This window comes from Flavobacterium sp. W1B (assembly GCF_047344965.1).
Classification (GTDB): Bacteria; Bacteroidota; Bacteroidia; order Flavobacteriales; family Flavobacteriaceae; genus Flavobacterium.
The window spans coordinates 2,743,793-2,760,088 of the sequence record NZ_CP178845.1 but is presented as its reverse complement, the minus strand read 5'-3'; the positions used below and the strand labels follow the sequence as shown (position 1 = coordinate 2,760,088).

Genomic DNA, 16,296 nt, shown 5'->3' with positions numbered 1-16,296 from the left:
ACTGCTATTGGTGTTTGCATCAAATTTTCGTCACGCTCATTTCATCATGTCTTTTTTTTGTTGAAAAGGTATTTTTCAGAGCAATTTTAACTCTTTATTCAGGATTATTGTTTTAGGAAACACAATCTGAAAAAATCTTTCAAATGTCGGCATTTGAATTAAATTTGCAGGCAAATGTAATTGAAAATACGGACTAAAAAAAATCTTGGTATTGGATAAAAAAAAATCAAGCTCTTTTAAAAGAGCTTGATTTTGATTTTTAAGGGGCAAGTATAGGAAGCTCCTTTTTATTTATGATATTAAAATTTGTGTAAATTAATTCTCGATAATAACTAAATCATCAATAACTAAGTCAGTTTGATTACCATTTAATTTTTCGATTCCAAACCATGAATTTCCACTCTCAGATCCTATGAAAGTAAAAGAAGTTTTGGTTGGAGTGTTTGCAGTATTGATAGCAACTGCTATTTTGGTAGATGTTCCGTCTCCCATCACTAATGCATAATCAGCTCCCGATGCTTCATAATTAAAAGTCACGCTATAGGTTTTACCTGCTTTGAATCGAATGGTTTGCGGAATGGTTTGCAATAAAAGTCCCGCTTCCTCGCCATGGGCTTTTAAAGACCAGTTTCCGTTGATTACATCATCAATTGGTTTTTCATTCCATCCTTTTTGGGTATAAGGTGCATGCAATTCAGCCAAATGAGTTCTTGGGTCATTTACGCCTCCCGAAGGTCCTTTGATGAAAGGGTACAATCCGTCAGGAATATTTTCAAAGTTTTCTTCAAAAAACACATTCGAAGGTTTTGCTGTTTGTTTTATGGCTGCCACACGAATATCATCAAATAAGACTTGTGAATTACCTGCTTCTGCACGAAGGAATAAATTTGCCGTAGTTTGTCCTTCAGGAACTTTAAAAAAGACATACATACGTTGCATGTTGGTATCGCGCTTTGAATCGGCAGAAATATAGTTTTTCCACAAAGTGTTGTTTGCATAGTTGCTCACTTCTTGTCCTCCGTAATTGTTTACGCCTAAATAGGCTCTTCTATCAGAATTAGTTGAAACGTATACGGAAGCATAGTAACTACCTGCTTTTAACCCAGTAAGTATTTGGCTTACCGTTACAGCAGTTGTTCCGCTAACTTCAAGTTCATACTGTCCAATTTTACTGCGGACTACGCTAGCTCCGTTGCCATCTACTTTCCAGTTTTTTAGGTTGCCATTATTGAAACCCGGATCTTTTATAAAAGTTCCTTCTCCAAAGTTAGCCACCACTTTTGATTCCGTTTTCTTTTTGTCTAAAACATAAGGTGTTTTTGAATCTGCTTGTAAAATGATTTGACCGTTTTTTACTTCAATTTGTTGCACAAATTCTCTTCCTTGATCGGTTAATTTATACAATTGAACTGTTTTTAAATTCGCCCAACTTTTAGGCAATTCCCAAGTAGTTGTTCCTCCGGTTTGATTCCAATGATATAATTTTTCTTCGGTATAAGGATTCCAAGGCAAAAGATAAGTATCGCCATTTAATATCGTTTTGCCATCTTTGATGATGGTTCTTTTACCCGAAACTAAGCTAACACTTACATTTTTTTCAAGAGAAATAGCGTTTTCTTCCCATTTAAGGATTGGGAAATGTTGTAGGTATTTTGTTGATAAATCTGTACCGAAAGTCATTTCGATACAATTATCGATATTATTTCTTCCTTGCCAACCTTCAAAATCATCCATTTCAGTTCCGCCTAATAGAGGATGTCTAGCAATCCAAGTGTCTTTTTGGTGGTTGCGAATGAATCGAACAATTTGACTATTGAATCCTTTAATATCTTTTCCTCCATAATTATAATCAACAGCCCAGTGATTCCAAATAGCATCGTATTCATGATCATTAGGAAATTCAGTTGTTAGTGTTAAGCCCAAAGAATGGATTTCTCGGCCTAATTTTCGGCTGTCCCAGCTTCCTTTGGCATACCAAACATCACAATAAATAAAAGCCAATGAAGGTACTTGATCTTTCAAGGCTTTAAGGCGAAGCATTCTATTATTGGTTGTTGCGTCGTAACGTTTGTTGATGTAATAAGAAGGATCAAGCCAATCCCAACCTTTTTTAGTTTTATCAACTAAGGAATCGTTAAACGCAGTGGCTTCAGGATAAGATTCAGTGGCATTGATATGTACTCCCATAAAAGCATTGTACTTAATGGCTTGCTTGCAAAGTAGCTCCATTTCTTTGGCGCCACCTTGTTTTTTTCCGATGTCTTCGTAATCAGGATGTTTAGAGTCATGTCCTTCAGATCCGTATCCTTTTAGGATTACATATTGACCCAAACCATCTGTGTTGAGGAAAATTCTTTTGGTTTCATCTAATGTTTTTGTAAATGGATTGGTTGCCTGACTACCAAAGTTCATTGGAATACGTTGTACTACCAAATCTTTGATTCTATCGCTACCCATGGGGTTGTTCATGATGCTTCTAAAGGCGATTGCCCCATCCTGCCAATCTACTTTATTATCTCGATTGGCATCATTGGTAATGACAATTTTGGCAACAGGAAGCGGGTCAGTAGCTTTCATTCCTTTGGCGCGGTAAATCCAAGAACCACTCCATATTCCTGTGCGGGAATAATCCGTTTTTGTAACAGTCTGTTTTTGAACTCTGGAATCGTCGTTTTTTTCTGTAACGGAATTACTCCATATACTTGCCGCTAACTGAGCTGTATTGACAATGCCATACATGTAATTTTTTGCGATGCTATCATTTGCCATTGATGCTTTAAGCGGGATGAATTCGTCACCGGTTCCTTTTACAGCAGTAAACATTTTAGCACCGGAAAAAGAGGCCTCCGTTTGTGAACTTCTTACAGAAACCAAATTATGGTTTGGAATTTCAAAAGTGCTCACTTTGAAAGTCCCATTTTCCGCAATTTGGGTTACATTAAATTCAACGATATTAGCAACCACTTTGATTTGGATTTTTACCGAAACTTTGATTTCAGGAATATCCAATACGTAGTTAGCTACATTTTTTGCTATCGAAAAAGTGGTTTTCGGGCTATAAAGTTTCCCGTTAACCAGCACTTGCGATAATTGGTCTTCTTGTCCGTAAAGAACGGTTCCGTTTGAAATCCAATTGTATTGAATGATTCTCGGGAAGGAAGAGTCCAGTGTTACTTTTATGGTTTTTGACGCGATAGTTGGTCCTGGATTGGTGTTATCAGGACCCTTTTTGTTTGTGATAGCATGAGCTTGCATCGACAGCAGTTGCAAAGTCAAAACTAAAAAAGCATTGCGAAAGAGTAATTTCATTTTAAAATAGTTGATTTATAGTTGTTTATTAATTTTTGATTCAAGGGTTTATTTTCAGTTTTAAATAACTAAATATAAAAATCCGAAAATAGAATATATTTTTCAACTAACAGAACAGTGCCTACCGGTTTGTGTTCAGTAAAATCAAAACAACAGATAATAGATAGAAGTCAGGAGCGCCAAAACAAATTTTCAATTCCACAAAATATGTTCTACTTTAGCACTATATAAATTTCCTATAAAAATGATTAGCGAAGCACAATTTCAAAACGAGTTAGAGATACTAATTGCAAATGCCATTAGAGAAGATGTAGGTGATGGCGATCACAGCTCACTGGCTTGTATTCCAGCTTCGGCCCAAGGAAAAGCAAAGCTCTTGGTTAAAGACGAAGGGATTATTGCCGGTGTAGAATTTGCCAAAATGATTTTCCGTTATGTAGATCCAAATTTAGCAATAGAAACTTTTATAGCTGACGGAACCCCGGTGAAATACGGTGATGTGGTATTTCATGTTTCAGGAAGTTCCCAGTCCATTCTTAAAGCGGAGCGCATGGTATTGAATTCTATGCAGCGCATGTCAGCCATTGCCACAAAAACGAATAGTTATGTACAATTGCTTGAGGGAACAAACACTAGAATTTTGGATACGCGCAAAACAACTCCTGGTTTTCGTGTCGCCGAGAAATGGGCGGTGAAACTGGGCGGAGGAGAAAACCACCGTTTTGCCTTGTATGATATGGTGATGCTGAAGGATAATCATATCGATTTCGCTGGCGGAATCACTTTGGCAATAGCCAAAACTAAAATCTATCTAAAAGAAACTAACCGAGATTTGAAAATCATCGTCGAGGCCAGAAACATGGATGAAGTAAAAGAGATTGTTGCCTGCGGTGGTGTGTTCAGAATCCTGTTGGATAATTTTGATTACGAAACAACTAGGGAAGCAGTGGCTTTTATTGGTGACAAATCTTCAACGGAATCTTCGGGAAATATCAACGAAAAAACCATACGCGCCTATGCGGAATGTGGTGTGAATTATATTTCATCAGGTGCTTTGACGCATTCTATTTATAATATGGATTTGAGTTTGAAAGCGATTTAGTCTGCAATCGGAATACTATGAGTCAAGAAATTGAAGAAAGAATAGAAAAAATCCCGGTATTGCGAAATTTAGTCCGTTTTTTTAAAGGGATTAAATTACGTTGGTTAGAGGGCTTGTCTCTTTATGATTTATCGGAATTATACATTATTGGTATTGCCGAGGGAGCTTTGTCAAATAGGGCAGGAGCGATTGCCTTCAGCTTTTTTATGGCTTTGTTTCCTTTTGCACTTTTTATTCTGAATCTCATTCCTTACATTCCTATAGAAGGTTTTCAGCAGGATTTTTTAAAATTTGTTGCCGATGGAGTGCCGCCCAATACCTATTATGCCATTGAGAATATCATCAATGATATTTTGCATAACAGTCATTCCGGATTGCTGTCTTCGGGTTTTTTATTGTCTATTTTTTTGATGGCCAATGGATTGAATTCTATTTTGGGAGGTTTTGAAACCTCGCGGCATGTACTTGTAAAAAGAGGCTTTTTTCATCAATATTTTGTGGCAGTAGGAATGTCAGTAGTATTATCTTTCTTGTTGATACTTACTGTGGCTATAATCATTGTTTTTGAGGTTTTTATCCAAAAATTAACAGGTCATGAACTGATGAATGAGCAAATTCCATTGATTGTTTTAGGCAGGTATGGGTTTTTAATTCTGATGATTCTAATCACAACATCGATTCTTTTTAAGTTTGGAACCAAGCACGATAAAAGCAGGTCTTTCATTTCAATAGGGTCTGTTTTTTCAACGATTTTCACCATAATAATTTCTTATTTTTTTGGAATTTGGGTAATACGATTCTCTCAATACAACCAACTTTATGGTTCTATAGGAACATTGTTAATTGTCATGTTCTATATCTGGATCAATTGCATGATTTTGCTCCTTGGTTTTGAACTGAACGCGACAATAAACAACCTGAAAAGAAAAAAAATGAATATTTAATAAAACCGAAAAAGTTCTGTAAATTTTATAGTAGATTTGATAAAAATAAGAAGCTATTCCTGTTGTACGCTGTATCCACGCAAAAAGCGTGGGATGCCGCTTCCATCAGGGCTAAAAAAAATAAAACCATGAAAAAAATCATTACAATTGCATTGTTGTTTGCTACAACGCTGTTCTATGCACAAAATAAAAGCGTTCTCGGAAAATGGAAAACAATCGATGACGAAACAGGTAAACCTAAATCTGTAGTTGAGATTTTCGAGAAATCAGGAAAAATTTACGGTAAGGTGATTGAGGTTTTAGATGTAGTTCATAAAAATGATCTTTGTAAAAGCTGTCCGGGCGAAGATGCTAATAAACCTATAGAAGGAATTACGGTTATAAAAGGGCTTTCTAAAGACGGAGCAGAATATAGTGGAGGGAAAATTTTAGATCCCAAAAACGGTAAATTATACAAATGTTTCATAGCTCTTGAAGGAAACGACAAACTAAAAGTTAGAGGATATGTTGGATTTTCGTTATTAGGAAGAACACAATATTGGTACAGAGTTAAAAATTAGTTTTCTTTGTTTTCAAGTTTAAAGCTTTGTAATCGGAATCAGAAACTTTAAACCAGAAATGTTAATTCTGAATTCTAAAATCTAAAATCTGCCATCTAGAATGCATTTTGTCGAAGTAATTTTACCTCTTTCTCTTGCTAAAACATTTACTTATAGTATTTCTGAAGCGGAATACCATTATATCAAAAAAGGAATGCGTCTGGCTGTTCCTTTTGGGAAAAGTAAAATCTATACCGCATTAGTAATAGAAGTACATCAAAACAAGCCTACCTTATATGAAGCCAGGGAAATTCATCAAATTCTGGATGAAAGACCAATAGTAACCGAAATCCAAATTAGCCACTGGCAATGGATTGCGTCTTATTATATGTGTGCCATTGGCGATGTGTATCGTGGCGCGATGCCAAGTGCATTATTGCTGGAGAATGAAACCTTGATTTCTCAAAAGCCTGATGTTTTTGTTGATGAAAGTCTGCTTTCAGATGATGAATATTTGATTTATCAGGCATTGCAACTCCAGTCTTCGCTCAAAGTGCAAGAGATTATTTCTATTTTAAACAAAAAAAATATTTTTCCGGTTATTCAAAAGCTCATCGATAAAAATATATTGATGTTGCAGGAAGAAATGTTAGAAAGTTATAAACCTAAATTGGTTCGATACGTTCGTTTGCATGCTAAATATGAATCCAATCAGGCGTTGGGGGAGTTACTGGAAACGCTTAAAAGTGCCAATAAGCAAAAAGAAATTGTGATTTCTTATTTTCAGTTAAGCGCCACTGATAAGAAGCCGATCACGGTAAAAAAATTGGTCGAAGCTGCTAATTCATCATCTGCGATTGTAAAAGTATTGATTGAAAAAGAAATATTCGAAGATTATTTTTTACAGCAAGACCGAGTTGATTTTTCAGGAAAAGCAAGAGAAAGGCAATTGCAATTGAGTGAAGCCCAACAAAATGCTTTTGAGCAAATTAAAAATAGTTTTACTCAAAAAGAGGTTTGTCTTTTGCATGGGGTAACTTCGAGTGGGAAAACAGAGATTTATATAAAACTGATAGAAGAATATCTCGCTACTGGGAAACAAGTCTTGTATTTGTTGCCCGAAATCGCATTAACGACTCAATTAGTGGGAAGATTAAGTGCTTATTTTGGAAACAAAGTGGCTGTTTTTCATTCGAAATACAATAATAATGAACGAATAGAAGTTTGGAATCAAGTTTTGCAAAATTCCGAAAAGGCGCAAATTGTGATAGGTGCGCGATCGGCTCTCTTTTTGCCGTTTTCTGATTTGGGATTCTTGATTGTCGATGAAGAACACGAACAGACATTTAAGCAAGTTGATCCTGCGCCGCGTTATCATGCTCGCGATGCGGCAATAGTGTTGGCTAATTTTTATAAAGCTAAAGTTTTGTTGGGATCGGCAACGCCAAGTATTGAAACTTTTTTTAATGCTAAAACGGAGAAATACGGACTTGTAGAAATCAGCAAGCGATATGGAAATGTAATGATGCCAGATATCGAATTAGTAGATTTAAAAGACAAGTATTTCCGAAAAAAAATGACAGGTCATTTTAGCGATACTTTAATCGATGGAATTGGCACCGCTTTGTCATTGGGAGAACAGGTAATTTTGTTTCAAAACAGAAGAGGATATTCGCCTTTATTGGAATGTATGACTTGTGGGCATGTGCCGCAATGCCAGCAATGCGACGTGAGTTTAACGTATCACAAACATAAAAGTCAATTGCGTTGTCATTATTGCGGTTATTCAATTGCAAAACCCACACATTGCCACAGCTGTTCGAGCGTTGATTTAATAACTAAAGGTTTCGGAACTGAGCAAATTCAGCAAGAACTATTAACTCTTTTTCCGGCTCATAAAATAGGGAGAATGGACCAGGACACCACACGTGGCAAATTTGGTTTTGAAAAAATAATTGATAGCTTTAAAAATAAGGAAGTCGATATTTTAGTAGGAACCCAAATGCTAGCGAAAGGGCTTGATTTTGATAATGTGAGTTTAGTAGGGATTATGAATGCCGATAATATGCTGTTTCATCCCGATTTTAGGGCTTTTGAAAGAAGTTTTCAAATGATGACGCAGGTTTCCGGTCGGTCCGGACGCTCAGAAAAACGTGGAAAAGTAATTATTCAAACCTATAATCCCAATCACAATACGATTCAGCAAGTTACCAATAACGATTATTTAGGGATGTATACGGAGCAGTTGTACGACAGACAAATCTATAAATACCCTCCTTATTTCAGAATAATAAAAGTAACGCTAAAACACCGCGATTTTGAAAAATTAAAAGAAGGTGCTGCCTGGTTGTATCAGGTAATGAGCCAGAATTTAAATATACCGGTATTGGGACCGGAAGAACCGGCTATCAATAGAATCAGGAATGAGTACATTAGAACGATACTGATTAAAATCCCACAAAATTCTTCGGTGGCAGGCACAAAAAAAACCATCCAGAAAATGTTGAATAGTTTTGATGCTGTTGCTCAGTACAGAGCTATTAAGGTTGTTATAAATGTCGATTTTTATTAAATAGTTGTTTTACCCATAGGAAAGTGCTTTTACCAGATCTTCTTTTTTGTTTCTGCTCAATGGAATTTTTGTAATACCTATTTCGGCAAATTTACTATTGAAGCGTTCTACTTTGTCGATGTTTATTATGTAAGATTTATGAACTCTCACAAATTTCTTTTTTGACAGATCGTTTTCAAATGATTTCATCGTCGAAAGAACCAGATTACTGTCGTCTTCGGTAACCACTCTTACATAATCTCCAAAAGCTTCAATCCATTTTATTTTTGAAGTGAATATTTTCAGTTTTTTTAAGTTGCTTTTGATAAAAATATGATCACCTTCTTCTTCTCGGTTGTCGTTTTTGTATAGATATTGATCAACTGCTCTTCTAACCGAAGCATTGAATCGATCTAAGGCGATTGGTTTTTGAAGATAATCAGTGGCATCATAATCAAAAGCTTTCAGAGCATATTCGGCCTTTGAGGTAACAAAAATAATCTGAGGCTTAATTTTTAAACCATCCAAAAAATCAAAACCACTAATAACCGGCATTTCAATGTCTAAAAAGATTAAATCAACGGTATGTATAGACATACAACTTTTAGCTTCAATGGCATTAGAAAAATCACCAATTAGATGTAAATTTGGGTGATTATTAACTAACTTTGCAATGATCATCCTTTGAATGGAACTGTCATCTACAACTACACAATTTAGTTTCATAATTATTACATTTAAGGTTTTGGTGAAGTAAATATAAGTCGGAATTTAAAAAAAAACTAATTTTAGTCGGTTTTTTTTGTTGTACAACGAATAAAGCGAGATTGTGCTTGCTTATTCAGAATAATTGATTACTTTTGCAGCCAAAATAACAAATAAATACATATTTATGAATCATTATGAAACTGTTTTCATTTTAAATCCCGTTTTATCTGATGTTCAGGTAAAGGAAACAGTAAGCAAATTTGAAGATTTTCTTACTAGTAGAGGAGCACAAATGGTATCTAAAGAAGACTGGGGTCTTAAAAAGATGGCTTACGAAATCCAAAACAAAAAAAGTGGTTTTTACCATTTGTTTGAATTCAACGTATCAGGAGAAGTTTTAATTGCTTTTGAAACTGAATTTAGACGTGACGAAAGAGTTATGCGTTTCTTAACTGTAAGTCTTGACAAACATGCTATCTCTTGGGCTGAAAGAAGAAGAGCAAAACTTAAATCTCAAAAAGCTTAATTATCATGGCAACATTACAACAATCTGCTTCAGGAAAAAAAGACGGAGATATCAGATATCTTACTCCTTTGAACATAGAAACTAACAAAACTAAAAAGTACTGTCGTTTCAAAAAATCTGGAATCAAATACATCGATTATAAAGATGCTGATTTCTTATTGAAATTTGTTAACGAGCAAGGAAAAATTCTTCCTCGTCGTTTAACAGGTACTTCATTAAAATACCAAAGAAAAGTGTCTGTAGCTGTTAAGCGTGCACGTCACTTAGCTTTGATGCCATACGTGGCGGATTTATTAAAATAATTAAAAATTAACATTTGTTGGTTTTCTGAAATATGAAACCTAACTTATTAAATAAAGGACAACAACATGGAATTGATTTTAAAACAAGACGTTCAAAATTTAGGATTTAAAGACGATGTAGTAACTGTAAAAAACGGATACGGTCGTAATTACTTAATCCCACAAGGATTTGCTCAATTAGCAACTGCTTCTGCAAAGAAAGTATTGGCTGAGAATCTAAAACAAAGAGCGCACAAAGAAGCTAAAGTTGTTGCAGATGCAAAAGCATTGGCAGAAGCTTTAAAAGCTATCGAGATCAAAATTTCTGCAAAAGCAGGTGGTGAAAAATTATTCGGTTCAATCACGAATATTGATATCGCTGACGCTTTAGCAAAAGGTGGTCAAGTAATCGAAAGAAAATTCATTACTTCTGGAATCGTTAAACGTACAGGAAAATATTCTGCTACTGTAAGATTACACAGAGATGTAATAATTGATTTACCTTACGAGATCATTGCTGAATAATAATAATTTGTTCGCAAATTTTTAGTAATAGAAAAGGCTGTCTCAAAAAGACAGCCTTTTTTTATGTAGAAAATCTAAATTTAATAAGGAATATTGGGTTTGGAATTATTGGAGATTTTAAAAATTTTGGACTGAATTTCAAAATAGTAAATGAATATGAAATATACTAGATTAACAAAAGAACAATTTGAAGAATTAAATCAAGAGTTCAGTAATTTTTTGGCAACCCAAGCCATTGATAAAGCAGAATGGGATAAGATTAAGACAGAAAAACCGGAGGTTGCAGAGCAAGAACTGGATGTTTTTTCGGATTTAATTTGGGAAGGAGTTCTTACACGTGCGGAATATTTGGAACATTTTTCAAAAAACCATATTTTTCTGTTTCAAAGCTTTGATACTCATGTTAACTCTATAGTTCTTAAATCCTTGGTTCCGGAGGTTGATTTTTTGACCAAAGACGGATTGCAATGGCTTAGCGATAATATGTTTACGGAAACAATCGAAATGAAAACAGGTAAAAAAATGTTTACCGAAGAACGTAACAGCTCTATTTTTGCATTGATACAACAAGGCGCTTTTTTGAGTGACGGACAACTATACAAACAAATAAATTCAATTATTGAATCTTAATTTGGATGTTATTTCTTTTAAATTGGTTATTTTAGTACACGATTTTCAAATACTAAAGTAGCCAATTTTATTTTTATGGATATTAAAAAAACAATCCAAACACTAAGAGAAGAACTCAATCTTCATAATCACAATTATTACGTTTTGGATCATCCTATTATATCAGATTATGAGTTTGATATAAAATTGAAAGAACTTCAAGATTTAGAAAATAAACACCCCGAATTTTTTGATGCAAACTCACCAACTCAGCGTGTGGGTGGAACGATTACCAAAAGTTTTAAAACCGTTCCTCATGAATATCGAATGTATTCACTGGATAATTCGTATTCTAAAGAAGACTTAGAAGAGTGGGAAAAACGCGTCCAGAAAGTTTTAGGCGACGTTTCATTAGAATATACCTGCGAGCTAAAATATGATGGCGCATCAATTAGTATTACTTATGAGAATGGGGAGCTCAAACGTGCCGTTACTCGTGGTGATGGTTTTCAGGGAGATGATGTAACGAACAATGTAAAAACTATAAAATCAATTCCGCTAAAGCTTAAAGGAGATTTTCCGGATAAATTTGATGTCCGTGGCGAAATTATTTTGCCTTTTGCCGGTTTCGAAAAAATGAATCAGGAGTTAATTGAAATTGGTGAAACACCTTATTCAAATCCTAGAAATACGGCTTCGGGAAGTTTAAAACTTCAGGATAGTGCTGAAGTTGCCAAAAGACCGCTAGATTGCCTTTTGTACTTTTTAATTGGAAATAAATTACCGTTTAATTCTCAGTTTGATGGTCTGGAAACGGCTAGAAAATGGGGTTTTAAAGTCCCGAAAGAAGCAAAATTAGCTCATAATTTAGAAGGAGTTTTTGAGTATATTGATTATTGGGACAAGCACAGGCATAATTTACCTTACGAAACGGATGGAGTGGTGGTGAAAGTAAATAACTTTCAATATCAGGATGAATTAGGATATACAGCCAAATCGCCACGTTGGGCTATTGCTTATAAATTCAAATCTGAACAAGTATCTACAAAGTTAAATTCGATTTCTTACCAAGTGGGAAGGACCGGAGCAATAACGCCAGTGGCAAATTTAGAGCCGGTACAATTGGCAGGAACTATTGTAAAACGGGCTTCTTTGCATAATGCGGATCAAATTGAAAAACTGGATATACGTGTTGATGATACTGTTTTTGTGGAAAAAGGAGGAGAAATTATCCCTAAAATTATTGCCGTAGATTTATCGAAACGTCCTGAGAATTCAGAGCCTACAAAATATATTACGCATTGCCCGGAATGTCAGACTTTATTGGTTCGTAATGAAGGAGAAGCCAATCATTATTGTCCTAATTTTTATGGTTGTCCTCCGCAGATTATTGGTAGAATTCAGCATTATATTTCCAGAAAAGCAATGGATATTGAAGGATTGGGCGGCGAAACAGTGACCTTGTTGTTTAATAATGGTTTGGTTCAAAATTATGCCGATTTGTACGAGTTGACCGTAGAGCAAATTCTTCCTTTGGAGAGAATGGCTCAAAAATCGGCAGAAAACTTGGTTAAAGGTGTTGAAAACTCGAAAAGCATTCCTTTTGAGCGTGTTTTGTATGCGTTGGGAATTCGATTTGTTGGGGAAACGGTAGCTAAAAAACTAGCGAAACACTATGTGACCATTGAGGCATTGAGTCGGGCAACATTGATGGATTTGATTTTGGTTGATGAAATCGGAGACCGAATTGCTCAAAGCGTAATTGAATTTTTTGACAATGAAGAAAATAGAATTATCATAGATAGACTGAAAAGTTATGGGATTCAATTTGAAATTGTTGAAAAAGTAAATCCCAATGCAACGGATAAACTTAGCGGGAAAGTTTTTGTAGTTTCAGGTGTTTTCGAAAAATTTTCAAGAGATGATTTAAAGAAAGCCATTGAAGATAACGGCGGAAAGGTGGGGAGTTCTATTTCTGCCAAAACAAATTATGTAGTTGCAGGAGATAATATGGGACCCGCAAAATTAGAAAAAGCGGCTAAACTTAATATTCCAATCATTTCTGAAATTGAATTTATGAAGTTGTTAGCGTAACACTATAAAACCAGTAAATATGTTGGGATTTAAGAGAGAAGTAGATTTTGGGAAATGTCTGACCGTAATGTTCTTAATTATTATGGTCATTGAGGCAACCGCAGAGTTATTTTCAAATAAATTATTAATCTTTATTTTTAAGCCCTTATTGTCTATCGGGATTATGGCTCTTTATTGGAATGCTTCTAAGAGAAAAGATAGTATATTTTTTGTCGTACTTTCTTTATCGTTGATTACTAATCTTCTTTTTATTTCAAGTAGCGAAAACTTATTATTTGTTGGTTTAGTTGTCTTTTTGATTCATCGACTATTGTTGATTTCTTATGTAATTCGGATAATAAAACTCAAAGACTTTATTCCTTTATTTATTGCTATAGTGCCTTTTCTATTCGTTTTTTCGTATCTATTGTCTATTTCGAATGAAATACAGATGAAGAGTTATTGGATCTTACTAATTCAAAATGTCCTAATTTCACTTATAGGAGGACTTGCCTTGTCGGAGTATATTTTAAATTATAGCAAAATGAGTTCTTGGTTTTTGATTTTTGGATTATTATCAGTTACCCAGTATTTTATTGTTTTTATTGAGAAATATTATTTGTCAAATTTAGCGCCAATAGCCTTTAGGCCATTGGCGATGGTATTAAATGCAAGTGTTTATTATGCTTTTTACCGCTTCGTTGTTGATGCCGAAAATGCAAATGCTAATGTCGTTTTATCACACAACGATTGATCTTCCTTCGTGTGTCTTGTTTTTGTTTGAATCAAAAAACACATCAATTCGGCCAAGGTTAATTCCATAACAACCAACCTGATTTACTAAAACTTCTTTACCGTCAAGGTTTTTAACTATTGTTGGTTTGTCTAGAAAAGTGTGAGTGTGCCCACCAATAATCATATCAATATCCTTGGTTAGTGCGGCCAATTTCAAATCGCAAATCTTATCGGGTTCGTTTTTATATTTGTAACCAATGTGAGACAGACAAATCACCAAATCGCACTTTTCTTCTTTCTTCAAAATACGAACCATATCTTGAGAAATTTCCACTGGGTCATTGTATATTGTTTCCTCGTACATTTTTTTGTCAACTAAGCCGTTCAGTTCTACTCCCAATCCAAAAACGCCTATTTTGATGCCGTTCTTGTTGAAAATCTTATAAGGCTTTACAAAGCCATCCATAATCGTATTCTTGAAATCATAATTTGACGAAATGAATTCGAACTTAGCATGTGGCAACTGCGAATACAATCCTTGGAGACCGTTGTCAAAATCGTGGTTTCCTATCGTTGCGGCATCATAACGCATCATGCTCATTAATTTAAACTCTAACTCGCCGCCATAATAGTTAAAATAAGGAGTTCCCTGAAAGATATCGCCGGCATCAAGAAGCAATACATTTGGGTTTTCTTTTCGGATAGCTTCTATCAATTCGGCTCTTCTGACAACTCCGCCCATGTTCGGATTCCTAGGGTGATCTGCAGGAAAAGGATCAATATAACTGTGAACGTCATTAGTATGCAAAATTGTAAGTTGTTTTATTTCCGAAGATTTAAAACTACTCATAGACAATCCTAGACCTACAAAAGCGGTTCCGGCGGCTGTTTTTTCTATAAAATCTCTTCTTTTCATTGCTGTTTTTTTGGAGCTATTTCCCGCTATTCGTTACAATCTTTTTATTTTAAAAAAAAATAAAAAGGATTTTCACTGCTATCGGGGCTATAATATTAAAGTTTTAAACTGTGTTTTTTTTAAAAACTATTCTATTGTAATTCGGACATCATTTGGTACCGGAATAGTATCAACTTCTTTGAAATAGTCAATCATGATATCGCGGAGCTTATAATTTAAGTCAAATTTTTGAACTCCTTTGGCGAAGAAAGTCATATTGTCGCCTCCGCTTGCTAAATAATCATTCGTGGCAACATAATAAATTTTCTCAAGGTCAAGTGCTTTTCCTTGTACGAGTATGTTTTTGGCAATATTGTTTTTGTCAATCGTAAATGACATTCCGGATAAAGGATGCGGTTTTTTATCGGCGATGAAGTAGTTGACTAGTTCTTTGATTTGCTCGCCTTTTAAAGCAATAACAACGAGACTATTTTCAAAAGGCATAATTTCAAAAGCCGTTCTGGCGGTAACATTTCCTTTTGGTAGAACGGAACGAATTCCTCCATTATTGAGCAAACAAATATCGATGTCTTTTTTTTCTCTACTTTTAAATACGCGATTTCCTTGACTCAAAGTAATGTCAGAAAGTAGATTACCAATTTTAGTTTGCCATTTTCCGGTACTTTTATCTAATGTTTCCGGACAATATGCCAATATACTGTTTAGATCCTTGTTGATGTGTTCTCGGTAAGGTTTGATAAAGTTTTCAATTTCAGAGGATTGATTATTGGTTTGAGTGATGGGAACCATTTTTCCTTCAATCCTAGTAACTTGAAGAGTTTGTTTGCTGCAGGAAAGAGCAAAAAAAAGTGTTAAGAATATAACAAAAAGTTTGAAAAACCCGTTATACTTTTTTAGATTTACCATTTATAATGAGACTTTATTAATTAATTTTGTAAATCGGTAAAATTAGTATGTTTTTGAGTTATATAAAAGGTTTTTTCTTAAAAAGAAAGTTGAAAAATATTTTTTATGATGTAAAAAGTACGGGGCTTACTGGAGCCATAAAAACCGTGGGCTTACTTATAGATGAAAGTTCTTTTTTGGAAGAAAAAGCTTTGATAAAAGAGATAACAGCTAATGGAATTTTAGAAGAAAATATAAAAATTATTATTTACAAGGACAGTTTAAGTAAGAAGGAAAGCGATACGCAGGCTGTTTTTAGTTCTAAAGATTTGACTTGGAACGCAGAAATCAATAATGTTGTGGTAAATGATTTTATCAACGAGGAATTTGATTTATTGATTAGTTATTATGAGGTAGAGAAGCCAATTTTAATGCTGATTACCCATCGTTCTAATGCTAAATTCAAGGCAGGTTTCTCATCAATAGATAAAAGATTGAATCATTTGATTGTTAATGCTGATGCTAAAAAGTATAAAGTTTTTACTCATGAATTGTTCAAATATTTAAAAAAAATCAAACAAAATTAATATAAA

The 16,296-nt window shown here is 34.5% G+C and carries 15 protein-coding genes; 11 read left to right on the top strand and 4 right to left on the bottom strand.

Features of this window, described 5'->3' with window-relative positions; all coding sequences use genetic code 11:
- Positions 1-315 precede the first annotated feature (315 nt).
- Positions 316-3,309: an endo-alpha-N-acetylgalactosaminidase family protein gene (locus ACMDB5_RS11980; protein ID WP_413998493.1), complete on the bottom strand. Its 2,994-nt coding sequence runs from the start codon at positions 3,307-3,309 to the stop codon at positions 316-318.
- Between the two features lie 244 nt (positions 3,310-3,553).
- On the opposite strand from ACMDB5_RS11980, the gene nadC reads away from it, so the two are divergent.
- From nadC to priA, 4 genes are all read left to right on the top strand, one after another.
- Positions 3,554-4,411, top strand: coding sequence for a carboxylating nicotinate-nucleotide diphosphorylase (nadC, locus tag ACMDB5_RS11975; RefSeq protein ID WP_413998492.1), 858 nt, complete (start codon positions 3,554-3,556; stop codon positions 4,409-4,411).
- A gap of 17 nt (positions 4,412-4,428) precedes the next feature.
- Positions 4,429-5,355 (top strand): YihY/virulence factor BrkB family protein, encoded by a 927-nt coding sequence (locus ACMDB5_RS11970; protein WP_413998491.1) that lies wholly within the window; start codon positions 4,429-4,431, stop codon positions 5,353-5,355.
- Between the two features lie 128 nt (positions 5,356-5,483).
- A complete protein-coding gene (locus tag ACMDB5_RS11965) occupies positions 5,484-5,915 on the top strand; it encodes a DUF2147 domain-containing protein (RefSeq protein ID WP_413998490.1) in 432 nt (143 codons plus the stop codon).
- A gap of 100 nt (positions 5,916-6,015) precedes the next feature.
- A complete protein-coding gene (gene priA / locus ACMDB5_RS11960; protein ID WP_413998489.1) occupies positions 6,016-8,466 on the top strand; it encodes a primosomal protein N' in 2,451 nt (816 codons plus the stop codon).
- A gap of 9 nt (positions 8,467-8,475) precedes the next feature.
- Here priA and ACMDB5_RS11955 read toward each other — a convergent pair whose 3' ends face one another.
- A complete protein-coding gene (locus tag ACMDB5_RS11955; RefSeq protein WP_413998488.1) occupies positions 8,476-9,171 on the bottom strand; it encodes a LytR/AlgR family response regulator transcription factor in 696 nt (231 codons plus the stop codon).
- Between the two features lie 166 nt (positions 9,172-9,337).
- Between ACMDB5_RS11955 and rpsF the strand changes: the two genes are divergently transcribed.
- From rpsF to ACMDB5_RS11925, 6 genes are all read left to right on the top strand, one after another.
- On the top strand, positions 9,338-9,679 hold the full coding sequence (gene rpsF / locus ACMDB5_RS11950) for a 30S ribosomal protein S6 (protein WP_413998487.1): 342 nt from the start codon (positions 9,338-9,340) through the stop codon (positions 9,677-9,679).
- A gap of 5 nt (positions 9,680-9,684) precedes the next feature.
- Positions 9,685-9,981 (top strand): 30S ribosomal protein S18, encoded by a 297-nt coding sequence (gene rpsR / locus ACMDB5_RS11945; protein ID WP_007138295.1) that lies wholly within the window; start codon positions 9,685-9,687, stop codon positions 9,979-9,981.
- A gap of 66 nt (positions 9,982-10,047) precedes the next feature.
- Positions 10,048-10,485, top strand: coding sequence for a 50S ribosomal protein L9 (rplI, locus tag ACMDB5_RS11940; protein ID WP_413998486.1), 438 nt, complete (start codon positions 10,048-10,050; stop codon positions 10,483-10,485).
- A 156-nt stretch (positions 10,486-10,641) separates the two neighbouring features.
- Positions 10,642-11,115 carry a DUF6495 family protein gene (locus tag ACMDB5_RS11935; protein WP_413998485.1) on the top strand — a complete coding sequence of 158 codons (474 nt, stop codon included), beginning with the start codon at positions 10,642-10,644 and terminating at the stop codon, positions 11,113-11,115.
- A gap of 75 nt (positions 11,116-11,190) precedes the next feature.
- Positions 11,191-13,188 carry an NAD-dependent DNA ligase LigA gene (gene ligA, locus ACMDB5_RS11930; RefSeq protein ID WP_413998484.1) on the top strand — a complete coding sequence of 666 codons (1,998 nt, stop codon included), beginning with the start codon at positions 11,191-11,193 and terminating at the stop codon, positions 13,186-13,188.
- A 19-nt stretch (positions 13,189-13,207) separates the two neighbouring features.
- A complete protein-coding gene (locus tag ACMDB5_RS11925) occupies positions 13,208-13,921 on the top strand; it encodes a hypothetical protein (RefSeq protein ID WP_413998483.1) in 714 nt (237 codons plus the stop codon).
- Here the strand turns inward: ACMDB5_RS11925 and ACMDB5_RS11920 are convergent.
- Both ACMDB5_RS11920 and ACMDB5_RS11915 read right to left on the bottom strand, forming a co-directional pair.
- Positions 13,907-14,818 (bottom strand): bifunctional metallophosphatase/5'-nucleotidase, encoded by a 912-nt coding sequence (locus tag ACMDB5_RS11920; protein WP_413998482.1) that lies wholly within the window; start codon positions 14,816-14,818, stop codon positions 13,907-13,909. The two genes, ACMDB5_RS11925 and ACMDB5_RS11920, sit on opposite strands and share 15 nt — an antisense overlap.
- Positions 14,819-14,944: 126 nt before the next feature.
- On the bottom strand, positions 14,945-15,724 hold the full coding sequence (locus tag ACMDB5_RS11915) for a 5'-nucleotidase C-terminal domain-containing protein (RefSeq protein WP_413998481.1): 780 nt from the start codon (positions 15,722-15,724) through the stop codon (positions 14,945-14,947).
- A gap of 47 nt (positions 15,725-15,771) precedes the next feature.
- On the opposite strand from ACMDB5_RS11915, the gene ACMDB5_RS11910 reads away from it, so the two are divergent.
- Positions 15,772-16,290, top strand: a complete 519-nt coding sequence (locus ACMDB5_RS11910; protein WP_413998480.1) for a DUF6913 domain-containing protein — start codon at positions 15,772-15,774, stop codon at positions 16,288-16,290.
- Positions 16,291-16,296: the final 6 nt, after the last annotated feature.

Bases quoted from the DNA above. Each gene is read 5' to 3' on its own strand.
- ACMDB5_RS11955 (WP_413998488.1), bottom strand. From the start codon at position 9,171: ATGAAACTAAATTGTGTAGTTGTAGATGACAGTTCCATTCAAAGGATG.
- ACMDB5_RS11980 (WP_413998493.1), bottom strand. From the start codon at position 3,309: ATGAAATTACTCTTTCGCAATGCTTTTTTAGTTTTGACTTTGCAACTG.
- rpsF (WP_413998487.1), top strand. From the start codon at position 9,338: ATGAATCATTATGAAACTGTTTTCATTTTAAATCCCGTTTTATCTGAT.
- ACMDB5_RS11920 (WP_413998482.1), bottom strand. From the start codon at position 14,818: ATGAAAAGAAGAGATTTTATAGAAAAAACAGCCGCCGGAACCGCTTTT.
- ACMDB5_RS11970 (WP_413998491.1), top strand. From the start codon at position 4,429: ATGAGTCAAGAAATTGAAGAAAGAATAGAAAAAATCCCGGTATTGCGA.
- ligA (WP_413998484.1), top strand. From the start codon at position 11,191: ATGGATATTAAAAAAACAATCCAAACACTAAGAGAAGAACTCAATCTT.
- ACMDB5_RS11935 (WP_413998485.1), top strand. From the start codon at position 10,642: ATGAAATATACTAGATTAACAAAAGAACAATTTGAAGAATTAAATCAA.
- priA (WP_413998489.1), top strand. From the start codon at position 6,016: ATGCATTTTGTCGAAGTAATTTTACCTCTTTCTCTTGCTAAAACATTT.
- ACMDB5_RS11915 (WP_413998481.1), bottom strand. From the start codon at position 15,724: ATGGTAAATCTAAAAAAGTATAACGGGTTTTTCAAACTTTTTGTTATA.
- rplI (WP_413998486.1), top strand. From the start codon at position 10,048: ATGGAATTGATTTTAAAACAAGACGTTCAAAATTTAGGATTTAAAGAC.
- nadC (WP_413998492.1), top strand. From the start codon at position 3,554: ATGATTAGCGAAGCACAATTTCAAAACGAGTTAGAGATACTAATTGCA.
- ACMDB5_RS11910 (WP_413998480.1), top strand. From the start codon at position 15,772: ATGTTTTTGAGTTATATAAAAGGTTTTTTCTTAAAAAGAAAGTTGAAA.
- ACMDB5_RS11965 (WP_413998490.1), top strand. From the start codon at position 5,484: ATGAAAAAAATCATTACAATTGCATTGTTGTTTGCTACAACGCTGTTC.
- ACMDB5_RS11925 (WP_413998483.1), top strand. From the start codon at position 13,208: ATGTTGGGATTTAAGAGAGAAGTAGATTTTGGGAAATGTCTGACCGTA.
- rpsR (WP_007138295.1), top strand. From the start codon at position 9,685: ATGGCAACATTACAACAATCTGCTTCAGGAAAAAAAGACGGAGATATC.